Origin of the sequence: Sedimenticola hydrogenitrophicus (assembly GCF_029017505.1) — a bacterium.
GTDB lineage: Bacteria > Pseudomonadota > Gammaproteobacteria > Chromatiales > Chromatiaceae > Sedimenticola > Sedimenticola hydrogenitrophicus_A.
Map to the genome: position 1 here is coordinate 88,635 of NZ_JAQGEI010000009.1, position 12,674 is coordinate 101,308.

Genomic DNA, 12,674 nt, shown 5'->3' on the forward strand with positions numbered 1-12,674 from the left:
GCATCCACCATTGCGGCGGTGAGGAGTGGTACATGAATGTACCGTTTACGGACCTGAGGATGGCATACGCTGTCGCTTATCCACCCTACAAAAAGAGTTGTAGGATGAGTGGAGGAGGCACGGCGTAACCGATCAGAACGGCAGGCACGTCTCGTACATATTGCCCCGTGCGCCCGTAACCCGCTGTTCGGCGGTCGAGGAATCGGTGGGTTACGCGGCGCTCGGGGAGTTGTTGTAGCCAGGAAGTGTCGTGGCTGTGCGCCGCTAACCCACCCTACAGCGAGCCGGTTTGACCCTGAAATGCCTGGCACAGGCCGCGCTGCCAATCCTCCACAAACTGTTCGATCGAGGCGACAAAGTCGGCGTCGTGATCCGCGCGGTTGATGGTGCAGTGGATGGTCACGCTTTGCTGTTCCGCGGTGACGGTCCAGGCCAGGGCATTGGGGCAGCCCGGCAGGGTGAGCCGGACACCGTTGCGGATCGGCTCGCGCTGCACCCTGAACTCCCCCCAGACGCAGTAGATGCGTCCGTGCTCACCGTGATCCTCCAGCAGCGCGTCGATCGAGGCGCAGAGCTGCGGCAACCGCTCCAGGGTGATCAGTTGTTGCAGTTCCGTTTCATTGATGACGGCAGCAAACTGGCGAAAAAACTCCATGTCCGGTCAGTCCTGCTTCTCGCGCCGCTTCAGCCACACCTCGAGCCCCTGGGCACAGAGTTCCATGTCCATGCCGAGCACTTCGTCGATCTCCGCGTCGCTCAGCCGTGAGCCGTGCTCCCGGAGGCGCCTACGGTAATAGCGGGTCAGCTCGTCGCGGATCTGCAATTCACGCTGCGCGCCCCCGGCGCTGAGGGCGATGGTGACGTAGTCGTCGATCTCCTGATGCAGCGCCCGGGCGCGTAGCGCGGGCTGGTCGATGCGGCAGAAGTGGGTCAGGTAGAGCTGGGTCGGGTTCAGGCGGAGCAACTGTTCCAGGGAGTCGTGCCATGCCTCCGGATCGAAGTCGATGGGGGTGGAGGGGAGTATCATGAAGGGTCCCTGCTCGGTGTCCAGCTCCCGGTAGGATATGCCGAAGGTATCGCCGGCGAACAGCCCCCGACTCTGCTCGTCCCAGACGCAGAAGTGGTGGCGGGCATGGCCTTCGGTGTGGATGCAACGCAGCTTGCGTCCGGCCAGGGAGACCTCGAAGCCATCCTCCGCCTCGATGGTGCGCGCCTCCGGGACCGGCAGGATGGTGCCGTAGTGCTCCCGGAACACAGCCTCGCCATAGACGGCGATGGTGCTGGCGATAATCTTCTCCGGATGGTTCATGTGCCGGGCGCCGCGCGGGTGGATGACCATCCGCGCCTCCGGCAGCAGCGCCATCAGTTGTCCGGTGCCGCCGGCATGGTCCAGGTGGACGTGGGTGGGGATGACGTACTTCACCTGTTCCGGCGCGAGACCGCGCAGCGCCAGCAGCTCCATCACCGCCGGCGCCACGTGGGAGGTGCCGGTATCGATCAGCGCCGCTTCGCCCTCCTGCTGGATCAGATAACAGCCATCCAGATTGGGGCGGTAATAGAAGGTATCGATACAGCAGATGCCCTGTCCCAGGTCTTGGTAAGAGAGTTTCACGATGTCAGCTCGCGGGTTGCCTTGCTTCAGGCCGGGGACTTTGCCATGGATGAGCGGGGCGGGCAAGGCACCCTATCGCCTTGGGTCGGCTATAGTAAATAAACGGCCACAGTAACTATTCACCCGGGGCGCCCGTTAGAGACCCTCCATTGCACCACGGAGACTCGGAGGTGGAACCGGGCGACGTAACGGAGCGGATCATTGGCATTGTGATCAGCGGCCGGAGTCAGGTCGGTCGAAATGGATCAATCAATTACCGGATATATGCGGCCTGACTCCAACCTTTCTCAATATGATTTTTCTGGGCTCTCTGTGGTGCGGATAAGGTCAAGTAGTTACCAATCAAATAAAAGGAGATCCGGCATGGGTTCGCATATCTACAAGAAATTGGAACTGGTGGGTACGTCCAGCGAGAGTTCCGACAAGGCGGTGGAGAACGCCCTGGCGCATGCGTCCAACACCATCCGTAACATGGACTGGTTCGAGGTGGTGGAGACGCGCGGCCATGTGCAGGACGGCAAGGTCGCCCATTGGCAGGTGGTGATCAAGGTGGGGTTCCGGCTGGAGGATTGACCGGGTCAGCGGCGGAGCAGCATCTCCAGCAGCGCCTTCTGGGAGTGCATGCGGTTCTCCGCCTCGTCCCAGACCACGCTGTCCGGCCGGTCGATCACCGAGGCGGTCACCTCTTCGCCGCGATGGGCCGGCAGGCAGTGCATGAACAGGGCGTCCGGTTGCGCCTGCGCCATCAGCTGGTCATTCACCTGGTAGTTGGCGAAAGTGACCGCGCGCTGCCGCTGCTCCTGTTCCTGGCCCATGCTGGCCCACACATCGGTGACCACCAGGTCGGCGCCGCTGGCGGCGTCCAGCGGATCGCGCATCACCTGGCAGCGGTCGCCGGCCGCCTGCAGGATCTCCACATTCGGTTCATGCCCCTCGGGGCAGGCGATATTCAACCTGAAATCGAACTGCCGGGCGGCGTTGATGTAGGAGTGGCACATGTTGTTGCCGTCGCCTACCCAGGCGACGGTCTTGCCGGCGATGTCGCCGCGGTGTTCGAGGTAGGTCTGCATGTCCGCCAGCAGTTGGCAGGGGTGCAGCAGGTCGGTCAGGGCGTTGATCACCGGCACCCGGGAGTGGGCGGCAAACAGCTCCACCTTGTCGTGCTCGAAGGTGCGGATCATCACGCAGTCCACCATCCGCGAGATCACCCGGGCGCTGTCTTCGATTGGTTCGCCGCGCCCCAACTGGGTGTCGCGTGACGAGAGAAACAGGGCGTGGCCGCCGAGCTGGGTGATGCCCGCCTCGAAGGAGATGCGGGTACGGGTCGAGGACTTCTCGAAGATCATCCCCAGGGTCTGGTTTTTCAGCGGCTCGTGGATCTCGCCGGCGCGCAGGCTCCGCTTCAGCTCGCTGGCCCGGCGAATCAATGCGCGCAGTTCATCGGGCGTGAGATCCAGCAGCGAGAGAAAATGTCTGACGGGTTGGGTGGCTTGGGCTGTCATAGTCGTCTACCTTGCGCGGGTATCACGCATCAATCGCTCTCTTCAGCCAGGAAATCCCGGATCAACGCGGAGAGCACCTCTACCAGATTGACGGCCTCCTTGTCGCTCATGATCAGCGGCGGCAGCAGGCGGATCACCGAGTCGGCGGTGACATTGATCAGCAGCCCCTGTTCCAGCGCCCGTGTCACCAGCTCACCGCAGGGGCGATCCAGTTCGATACCGATCAGCAGACCCTGTCCGCGGATCTCTTCCACGCCGGCGACATCGGTCAGGGCATCGGCGAAGTCGGCCAGCAGTCTGGCGCCCAATACCTCCGCCCGGGTGGTGAGGTTCAGCTTCTCCACCGTCTCGATCACCGTCAGTCCGACCCGGCAGGCCAGCGGATTGCCGCCGAAGGTGGTGCCGTGGTTGCCCGGACCCAGGAGGTCCGCGGCCCGGCCGCTGACCAGGCAGGCGCCGATCGGCATGCCGTTGCCGAGCGCCTTGGCCAGGGTCATGACATCGGGCACGATCGCCTGGTGCTGGTGTGAGAAGAATTTGCCGCTGCGGCCGATGCCGGTCTGGATCTCGTCCAGCATCATCAGCCACTCGTGCTGGTTGCAGATCTGGCGGACCTGTTTGAGGTAGTCATCGGCGGGGATATTGATGCCACCCTCGCCCTGCACCGGCTCCACCAGTACGGCCACCACGTTGGGGCTGTTCTCCGCGACACTCTTCAGGCTGTCGATATCGCCAAAGGGAATGCGCACAAAGCCCTGCACCAGCGGCTCGAAGCCGGCCTGGACCTTGCGGTTGCCGGTGGCGGTCAGGGTGGCCAGGGTGCGGCCGTGAAAACTCTTGTCCATCACCACGATGGTGGGGTTCTGGATGCCTTTCTGGTTGCCATAAAAGCGGGCGATCTTGATCGCCGCCTCGTTGGCCTCGGCGCCGGAGTTGGCGAAGAACACCTGCCGCATGCCCGCCAGGGCCGCCAGTTTCTCCGCCAGTTGCTCCTGGAGCGGAATCTGGTACAGGTTGGAGGTGTGCAGCAGGGTGGCGGCCTGGTCGCAGATGGCCTTGTGGATAGCCGGATGGGCGTGTCCCAGGCCGCAGACGGCGATGCCGGAGAGGGCATCCAGATAGCGCTTGCCCTGGGTGTCCCAGAGCCAGACCCCCTCACCCCGCTCAAAACTGACCGGGAGCCTTTTATATGTGGCCATCAAAGCTTTCGACATGGTCGTTATCCTTAGGTCTCCAAACCGGGAAGAGCCGTTATCCGGCCGTCTTGGGTGCGGCCGCAAATAGCCAAGAAAACCGTCAATACTATGGGCATTGTCATTAGATAGCAAGCGGTGGGCGGCGAGATTGTGCTTGCACAGGCGGGGTGATGGGACTACTCTCCTCGCCGGGAGTCGGCCGGATGGTCGCTGCCTTGCAAAAGGTGGAGGAAAGTCCGGGCTCCGACGGGCAGGGTGCCAGGTAACGCCTGGGAGGCGCGAGCCTACGGAAAGTGCCACAGAAAATATACCGCCACCGACCCACGGGCCGGTTGGTAAGGGTGAAATGGTGCGGTAAGAGCGCACCGCGCTGCTGGTAACAGCAGTGGCAGGGTAAACCCCACCCGGAGCAAGACCAAATAGGGGGGCGGGCAGCTTCGGTTGCCACGTGCGGCCCGCACGGTCCCCGGGTAGGTCGCTTGAGGTGCACGGCGACGTGCATCCCAGATGAATGGCCATCCATGACAGAACCCGGCTTACAGGCCGGCTCCCAACCCAATTCTTGCGCGAGCCCTAAGTCAAGGGCAGCCCGGTTGCCCCTTGTGACAGTTTCTCTCCCCCAGGTCAGTGCCGGTGGGATAGCCGGTTCCCGCGGAGCCGCATCAGGCTCCATTGAGGGAGTGTGGTGGGTTTCCGGGTTAAACTCCGCAACTCTTCACAATCTACTTTAACTCAGCATTTCATCGCCCTGTTTTCTATTGTCTTGTGTCTTGGCTTTTCCTCCAAGTGCCGTCCCTAAGCCCCTGTCTTTTAAGGAACTTTCACCTGTTCTGGTGGAGTGATCTCCTTGACAACCCCCAATTTGAGTACCTATTATGGGGAGAAGTGGGTAAAAGTGGATTTTTCTGGAAATAGGAATTCCAAAAGGGGGGGGCTCGTTCATTGTTTCGGGGCGTTAACAGACTCAACCTGGATGCCAAGGGCCGTTTGGCCGTGCCGACGCGCTATCGCGAACGGCTACAGGAGCGCTGTGCCTCGGAGCTGGTGGTAACGATAGACCGTGATCACTGTCTATTGATCTATCCACTGCCGGAATGGCAGGAGATCGAACGCAAGCTGATGAAACTTCCTTCCTTTAATAAGCCGGCGCGCAATCTGCAGCGTCTGCTGGTGGGACACGCCACAGAAGTCGAGATGGATGGCCAGGGCCGCGTACTGTTGCCGCCCGCCCTGCGTGACTTTGCCCACCTGGATAAGCATGTGGTGCTGATCGGGCAGGGCAACAAGTTCGAACTGTGGGATGAAGAGCGCTGGAACAGCCAGCGGGAAGGGTGGCTGGATGAGGTGAATATGAACGACCTCGATCTGCCGGCCGAATTCGACACGCTCTCGATATAGCGATGGCCGACACAGACACTCATCTGCCGGTGCTCTTCAACGAGGCGCTGGAGGCGCTGAATATATTACCGGATGGGATCTATATCGACGGCACTTTCGGCCGCGGTGGGCACAGTGCGGCGATAGTGCGGGCACTGGGCGTGACGGGGCGGCTGCTGGCGATCGACAAGGACCCGGAGGCCATCGCCTGCGCCCGGGAGATGTTCGCTGAGGATGCCCGGTTTGAGATCCGGCAGGGCTCCTTCGCGGAGTTGGAACGTTTTGCCGAGGAGGCGGGATTACTCGGACACGTCAACGGGGTGCTGTTGGATCTGGGGGTCTCCTCGCCACAGCTCGATCAAGCGGTGCGGGGGTTCAGTTTTCTCAATGACGGGCCACTGGACATGCGCATGGATAACAGTTCCGGCATCAGTGCGGCCGATTGGGTGAGCGAGGTCGGCGCTGATGAGATGGCGCAGGTATTCAAGGCCTATGGCGAGGAGCGTTATGCCCGCCGGATCGCCCGTGCCATCGTCGAGGCGCGGGCGCTGCGGCCTATCGAGACGACACGCCAACTGGCGGAGATCGTCTCCGCGGCCAATCCCGCCTGGGAAAAGGGCAAGCATCCGGCGACGCGCTGCTTTCAGGCCATCCGTATCCATATCAACCGGGAACTGGACGACCTGAAGGCGTGTCTGGATCAGTCGTTGCGGGTCCTGGCGCCGGGCGGGCGCCTGGCGGTGATCAGTTTTCATTCGCTGGAGGACCGCATCGTCAAGCGTTTCATGCGCGATGCCGAGCGCGGTGATCGCTTCCCGGCGGGGATTCCGGTGACCGAGTTGCAGCGCAATTCGCGCCTGGCGCTGATCGGCAAGGCGATCAAGCCCTCCCGGCGGGAGGTGGAGGAGAATCCGCGCGCGCGCAGCGCCGTGTTGCGGGTGGCGGAGCGTAAGCGGTGAAGCGGGGTCAACTGATCCTCTTGCTGTTGTTGACTTTCGGTCTGTTGTTGACCGCGACCGGGGTGGTGTATTCGAAATACGCCACCCGGAAACAGTTTGTGGCGTTGCAGGTGTTGCGCGCCGAGCGTGACGCGATAGAGGTGGAGTGGGGGCGGTTGCAACTTGAACAGAGTACCTGGGCCACGCACGCCCGGGTCGAGAAGATTGCCCGCAAACGGTTGAATATGCACATACCCGCAGCTGATGAAGTTGTGGTGGTGAAACCTTGATATGAGTGGGAATAGCAGAAACAGGCGTCAGAAGCAGGCCCGCCGGATCGAGCAGGCGCTGCCGAGCTATCGCGCCCGGCGCTGGACCCTGCTCGGACTGCTGTCGCTCTCCGCCGCGCTGCTGGTCTGGCGCGCGGTGGATCAACAGATTTTTGAAACCGATTTCCTGCAGAACGAGGGACAACGGCGCTATCTGCGGGTGGTCGAGATGCCCGCCCACCGCGGCATGATCAAGGACCGCTCCGGCGCGCCCGTGGCCATCAGTACCCCGGTGGACTCCATCTGGGCCAATCCCCGCGCCCTGTCGCCGGACCGCCGGGTGCTGGCGCCGCTGGCAAAGGTTCTGGAGATGGATCTGGATGACCTGCGCCAGCTGCTGGCGCGCCGCAGCGACCGCTCCTTTGTCTATCTCCAGCGGCGGGTCAATCCCGACCGGGCCAAACGGCTGATGGAGATTGTCGCGGAGAACGACATCGCCGGTATCGGCCTGCAGCGGGAATATCGCCGCTACTACCCGGATGGCGAGGTGTTTGCCCATGTGGTCGGGTTCACCAATATCGACGACCAGGGACAGGAGGGGCTGGAGCTGGCCTACGACCAATGGTTGCAGGGGACGCCCGGACGCAAGCGGGTGATCCAGGACGGGCGGGCGCGGGTGGTCAAGGATGTGGAGCACATCCTGGAACCCCAGGCCGGCAAGGAGTTGATCACCTCGATCGACCGGCGGCTGCAGTTCCTTGCCTATCGCGAACTCAAGGGGGCGGTGCAGCGCCACAAGGCGAAGTCTGGCTCCGCGGTTATTCTCGATGCCCGCAATGGCGAGGTCCTGGCCATGGTCAACCAGCCGGCCTACAACCCGAACGGCAGCAAGTCGGGGAAGGCCGGGCGTTTCCGCAACCGCGCCGTGACCGACGTATTCGAACCCGGTTCCACGGTGAAACCGTTCACCATTGCCGCCGCGCTGGAGTCGGGCCGCTATACCCCGGGGACGATGATCGATACCACGCCCGGCACCTTCCGGGTCGGCCGCCACCAGGTGAAGGATCATCGCGATTACGGGCGCATCGACCTGGCCCGGGTGATCCTGAAATCGAGCAATGTGGGGGTCAGCAAGATCGCCCTGGATTTGCCCAAGGAGCAGTTCTGGGGCTTCTTCTCGCGGGTCGGATTCGGTGACCCCACCAGTACCGGTTTCCCCGGTGAGGTGGCCGGTCAGCTGGCGCCCTACCGGCGCTGGGCGGAGATCGACCAGGCGACCCTGGCCTTCGGCTACGGGCTCTCGGTCACCACTCTGCAGCTGGCCCGTGCCTACGGCGTGCTCGCCAGCGATGGCATTCGTTATCCGGTCTCCCTGCTGCGCCAGGATGCGCCGGTGAAGGGGGAGCGGGTGATGCGGGCCGCCACGGCACGCACGGTTCGAAAGATGATGGAGGCGGTGGTGACGGACGAAGGCACGGCGCCGGCGGCGGCCGTTACCGGCTACCGCGTGGCCGGCAAGACCGGGACGGCGAAGAAGAGCATCAGCGGCGGTTATGCGGATGATCGCTACATCTCGGTGTTCGCCGGTATCGCCCCGGCCAGCGATCCGCGCCTGGTAATGGTGGTGATGATCGATGAACCGACGGCGGGGAAATATTATGGCGGTTCCGTGGCCGCGCCGGTGTTCTCCCGGGTGATGACCGGCGCCCTGCGGCTGCTCAATATCGCCCCCGATGCCATCGACGATTCCATGCTCAAACTGGCCGGTACCGGAGGGGGCGGGTGATGGCGACGCGTGCATACAGCTCGGTTTGCCGGCTGCCGGAGCTGCTCTCTGGCTGGATCGATGCCGCGGCGGTGGCGGATCGGGAGATCACCGATCTGACCCTGGACAGCCGCCGGATCCGTCCGGGCTCGCTGTTTATCGCCCGTGCCGGGATCTCCCACCACGGCCTGGAGTTTCTCCAGCAGGCGGTGGATCGCGGTGCCGCGGCGGTGCTCTGCGAACCCAACGAGGAGTGGACCGCGGAGGATATCCAGACGCTGGCCGAGGCGAGCGAGATCCCGCTCTATGCGCTGGCGGGATTGAGCACCCAGATCAGCGCCATTGCCGGACGTTTCTATGCCGATCCCAGCCACAGCCTGGCGGTCTTCGGCATCACCGGCACCAACGGCAAGACCAGCTGCAGCCATTTCCTGGCCCAGGCGTTCAGTCCGGAACACCCCTGCGGGGTGATCGGCACCCTCGGTTACGGTCTGCCGGGGGCGCTGGAGGGTGCCCTGGAGAGCACCGGCCACACCACCCCCGATGCGGTCACGCTGCAGGCACAGCTGCGCGATCTGCTCGATCGTGGCGCCGAGCTGGTCGCCATGGAGGTCTCCTCCCATGCCCTGGATCAGGGGCGGGCCGCGGCGGTGCGCTTCGATGTCGCGCTGCTGACCAACCTGACCCAGGATCATCTCGATTATCACACCAGCATGGCGGCCTATGCCGAAGCCAAGCTGCGCCTGTTCACCGATTGCGAGATCGATTGCGCGGTGCTGAACCTGGATGATCCGTTCGCCGCCCGGGTACTCGCCGGGCTGCCTGCGCGGGTGCGCCGGATCGGCTACAGCAGCGATGCGGAGCGCACCCCGGAGACGCCACAGTGGGTGAAGGCGGCCGCTATCGTGCCGGACGCCGAGGGCATGACCCTGGTCATCGAAAGCAGTTGGGGGCGGGGACACCTCGTCAGCCGGCTGCTGGGGCGTTTCAACGTGAACAATCTGCTGGCGGTGCTGGCGGTACTGCTGCACCGGGGTGTGCCGTTCGCCGCAGCGCTGGAGAAGCTGGCCCAGGTGGAGACGGTGGCCGGACGCATGCAGCGCTTCGGTGGCGGCGGGCAACCGCTGGTGGTGGTCGATTACGCCCATACCCCGGATGCCCTGGAACACGCCCTGACCGCGTTGCGCGAACATGTCGGCGGCCGCCTGGTCTGTGTGTTCGGTTGCGGCGGTGACCGGGACCGGGGAAAGCGGCCGCTGATGGGCGGCATTGCCGAGCGGCTGGCGGACCGGGTGATTGTCACCGATGACAATCCGCGCAGCGAATCGGGCGACTTCATCGTTGCCGAAATCCTCGCCGGCATGGGCCGGCCGGACCAGGCCCAGGTGGTCAGGGACCGCGCCCGGGCGATTGCCCTGAGCATTCGTGAGGCCGCGCCGGGCGATCTGATCCTGATTGCCGGCAAGGGGCACGAGACCTACCAGCTGGTGGGCGACCAGGTACTCCATTTCAGTGACCGCGATCAGGTGGAAAACGCCTTGCGGGAGGTGAGGTGATGATCGCCTTCACGCTCGCGGAAATGGCCGGGGCCATTCGTGCCCGGCAACTGGGAGGCGACGCTCGTTTCAGCGCGGTCAGCACGGATACCCGCCGGCTGCAGGCGGGGGATCTGTTCGTGGCCCTGAAAGGCTCCAACTTCGATGGCCATGACTATCTGCCGCAGGCGTTGGCGCAGGGTGCCGTTGCGGTGGTGGTGGATCACGAGCTGGCGGTGGATTGTCCCCAGTTGGTGGTGGAGGATACCCGCGTCGCCCTGGGGCGGATGGCGGCGGAGTGGCGGCTGAAGAGCAAGGCGCAGGTGATCGCGGTGACCGGCAGTAACGGCAAGACCACGGTCAAGGAGATGATCGCCGCCATCCTGAGCGGTAACGGCACGGTCCTGGCCACCCGGGGCAACCTGAACAACGACATCGGCATGCCGTTGACCCTGCTGCAGTTGCAGGATGAGGATTTTGCCGTGATCGAGATGGGCGCCAACCACCCGGGCGAGATCGGCTATCTGAGCAAGATCGCGCGACCCGATGTGGCGCTGCTGAACAACGCCTGCCGCTCCCACCTGGAGGGCTTTGGTACCCTGGAGGGGGTGGCGAAGGCGAAGAGCGAGATCGTATCCGGACTGGTCGAGCCGGGCTGCTTCGTCTTCAATGCCGACGACCGTTTCGCCCCGTTCTGGCGCGGCGTCGCCACCGGGCGGCGGGTCTGCAGCTTCGGCATCGACCAGCCGGCCGATATCAGCAGTCCCGGGCAACTGGTGTTGCACTGGTATGAGGAGGGGCACGAACAGGGCTTCAGCAGCCGCTTTGCGGTGGATATCCCCGGCGGCAGCCTGAACATCGAGCTGGCGCTGGCCGGGGAGCACAACCGTATGAACGCGCTGGCGGCGATCGCCGCCGCGCTTCAGGTCGGGGCCAGCGAGCAGAGCATCGTCGCCGGGCTGGCAGCCATCCGTCCGGTCAAGGGGCGGCTGCAACCGCTGCGGGGGCAGCGGGGGATCTGGCTGATCGATGACAGCTATAACGCCAACCCCGATTCCGTCGGCGCCGCCATCGATGTCTTGGCCCAGGCGCCGGGCCGCCGCTTCCTGCTGCTGGGTGAGCTGGGTGAATTGGGCGCGGGCACCCTGGGCTTTTATGGCGAGTTGGGGCGCCAGGCGCGGGCGGCCGGGATTGAACATCTGTATGCCGTCGGCGAGGCGGGAGAAGCGGCCAGGCAATTCGCCGCGGGCGGTGCGGCCTTCGCCAGTCGTGATTCTTTGCTGGAACAACTGCAGCATGAGCTGCGGTCAGGCGACCGGGTGCTGGTAAAAGGCTCGCGTCGCGCGGCAATGGAAATGGTTGTCAATGCACTCGTCGAGCGGGAGACAGACTGAGATGCTCGTTTACCTGACCGAATACCTGACCCAGTTCAACAGTGGCTTCAGCGTATTCCAGTATATCACCCTGCGTACCATCCTGGGTGTGCTCACGGCGCTGATGATTTCATTCATTGTCGGGCCGGTGATGATCCGTCGCCTGACCCATCACCAGATCGGCCAGACGGTTCGCAGCGACGGGCCCCAGAGCCACCTCGCCAAGGCGGGTACGCCGACCATGGGCGGCACCCTGCTGCTGGTGGCGGTGGCGGTCAGTACCCTGCTGTGGGCCGACCTGGATAACCGCTATGTGTGGATCGTGGTCCTGGTGACCCTGTTGTTCGGACTGATCGGATTCTATGACGACTATAAAAAACTGGTGTTGCAGGATTCCCGGGGGCTCTCCGCCCGCTACAAGTATCTGTGGCAGTCCCTGGTGGGTGCCGGGGCCGCCTATGCCCTGTTTGCCAGTGCCTCGTTACCGGCGGAGACCCAGCTGATCATTCCGTTTGTCAAGAGCGTGGTGATCGACATGGGACCCTGGTTTGTCCTGCTCAGCTATTTCGTGATCGTCGGCACCAGCAACGCCGTCAACCTGACCGACGGCCTGGATGGCCTGGCGATCATGCCGACCGTACTGGTGGCCGGCGCCCTGGGCATTTTTGCCTACGCCTCCGGTAATGCCCAGATCGCCGGCTATCTGCTGATTCCCCATCTCCCCGGTGTCGGGGAGATGGTGATCTTCTGCGGCGCCCTGGTGGGGGCCGGTCTCGGCTTTCTCTGGTTCAACGCCTACCCCGCTCAGGTGTTCATGGGCGACGTGGGGGCGCTGGCCCTGGGGGCGGCGCTCGGCGTGGTGGCGGTAATCGTGCGCCAGGAGCTGGTGCTGGTGATCATGGGCGGGGTGTTCGTGATGGAGACGGTGTCGGTGATGCTGCAGGTGGCCTCGTTCAAGCTGACCGGGCGGCGCATCTTCCGCATGGCGCCGCTGCATCACCATTTTGAATTGAAGGGCTGGCCGGAACCCCGGGTGATCGTCCGTTTCTGGATCATCACAGTGATTCTGGTGCTGATCGGGCTCTCCAGCCTGAAGATACGTTAATG

Annotated in this window: 12 protein-coding genes and 1 other RNA gene; 9 read left to right on the top strand and 4 right to left on the bottom strand. The window is 63.7% G+C overall.

The genetic code is table 11. The features are described 5' to 3' along the window. Positions 1-274 precede the first annotated feature (274 nt). Entirely contained in the window at positions 275-655 is a 381-nt protein-coding gene (locus tag O9K64_RS07425) for a hypothetical protein (RefSeq protein WP_275097446.1), read from the bottom strand. A 6-nt stretch (positions 656-661) separates the two neighbouring features. Continuing rightward, entirely contained in the window at positions 662-1,612 is a 951-nt protein-coding gene (locus O9K64_RS07430) for an MBL fold metallo-hydrolase (protein ID WP_275097447.1), read from the bottom strand. Positions 1,613-1,975: 363 nt separating this feature from the next. On the opposite strand from O9K64_RS07430, the gene O9K64_RS07435 reads away from it, so the two are divergent. After that, positions 1,976-2,185 (top strand): dodecin, encoded by a 210-nt coding sequence (locus tag O9K64_RS07435; protein ID WP_275097448.1) that lies wholly within the window; start codon positions 1,976-1,978, stop codon positions 2,183-2,185. A gap of 5 nt (positions 2,186-2,190) precedes the next feature. Here the strand turns inward: O9K64_RS07435 and argF are convergent, their stop codons facing one another. Together argF and O9K64_RS07445 are read right to left on the bottom strand one after the other, a co-directional pair. Next, positions 2,191-3,114, bottom strand: coding sequence for an ornithine carbamoyltransferase (gene argF / locus O9K64_RS07440; protein WP_275097449.1), 924 nt, complete (start codon positions 3,112-3,114; stop codon positions 2,191-2,193). Positions 3,115-3,143: 29 nt separating this feature from the next. Continuing rightward, positions 3,144-4,328 (bottom strand): aspartate aminotransferase family protein, encoded by a 1,185-nt coding sequence (locus O9K64_RS07445; protein ID WP_275097450.1) that lies wholly within the window; start codon positions 4,326-4,328, stop codon positions 3,144-3,146. 173 nt (positions 4,329-4,501) lie between these two features. Between O9K64_RS07445 and rnpB the strand changes: the two genes are divergently transcribed. From rnpB to mraY, 8 genes are all read left to right on the top strand, one after another. Continuing rightward, an RNA gene (rnpB, locus tag O9K64_RS07450) (RNase P RNA component class A) lies at positions 4,502-4,865 on the top strand. A gap of 387 nt (positions 4,866-5,252) precedes the next feature. Next, positions 5,253-5,708: a division/cell wall cluster transcriptional repressor MraZ gene (gene mraZ / locus O9K64_RS07455; RefSeq protein WP_275097451.1), complete on the top strand. Its 456-nt coding sequence runs from the start codon at positions 5,253-5,255 to the stop codon at positions 5,706-5,708. 2 nt (positions 5,709-5,710) lie between these two features. Then, on the top strand, positions 5,711-6,646 hold the full coding sequence (gene rsmH / locus O9K64_RS07460; RefSeq protein WP_275097452.1) for a 16S rRNA (cytosine(1402)-N(4))-methyltransferase RsmH: 936 nt from the start codon (positions 5,711-5,713) through the stop codon (positions 6,644-6,646). Next, positions 6,643-6,915: a cell division protein FtsL gene (gene ftsL / locus O9K64_RS07465; RefSeq protein WP_275097453.1), complete on the top strand. Its 273-nt coding sequence runs from the start codon at positions 6,643-6,645 to the stop codon at positions 6,913-6,915. The genes rsmH and ftsL overlap by 4 nt, the downstream gene beginning before the upstream one ends. A gap of 1 nt (position 6,916) precedes the next feature. Next, positions 6,917-8,680 carry a peptidoglycan D,D-transpeptidase FtsI family protein gene (locus tag O9K64_RS07470; protein WP_275097454.1) on the top strand — a complete coding sequence of 588 codons (1,764 nt, stop codon included), beginning with the start codon at positions 6,917-6,919 and terminating at the stop codon, positions 8,678-8,680. Then, positions 8,680-10,215, top strand: coding sequence for a UDP-N-acetylmuramoyl-L-alanyl-D-glutamate--2,6-diaminopimelate ligase (locus tag O9K64_RS07475; protein WP_275097455.1), 1,536 nt, complete (start codon positions 8,680-8,682; stop codon positions 10,213-10,215). Before O9K64_RS07470 ends, O9K64_RS07475 begins: the two co-directional genes overlap by 1 nt. After that, the gene (locus tag O9K64_RS07480; protein WP_275097456.1) at positions 10,215-11,588 is read left to right on the top strand and encodes a UDP-N-acetylmuramoyl-tripeptide--D-alanyl-D-alanine ligase; all 1,374 of its coding nucleotides are present in this window, start codon (positions 10,215-10,217) and stop codon (positions 11,586-11,588) included. Before O9K64_RS07475 ends, O9K64_RS07480 begins: the two co-directional genes overlap by 1 nt. 1 nt (position 11,589) lies before the next feature. After that, on the top strand, positions 11,590-12,672 hold the full coding sequence (gene mraY, locus O9K64_RS07485; protein WP_275097457.1) for a phospho-N-acetylmuramoyl-pentapeptide-transferase: 1,083 nt from the start codon (positions 11,590-11,592) through the stop codon (positions 12,670-12,672). The last annotated feature ends 2 nt before the right edge of the window (positions 12,673-12,674 follow it).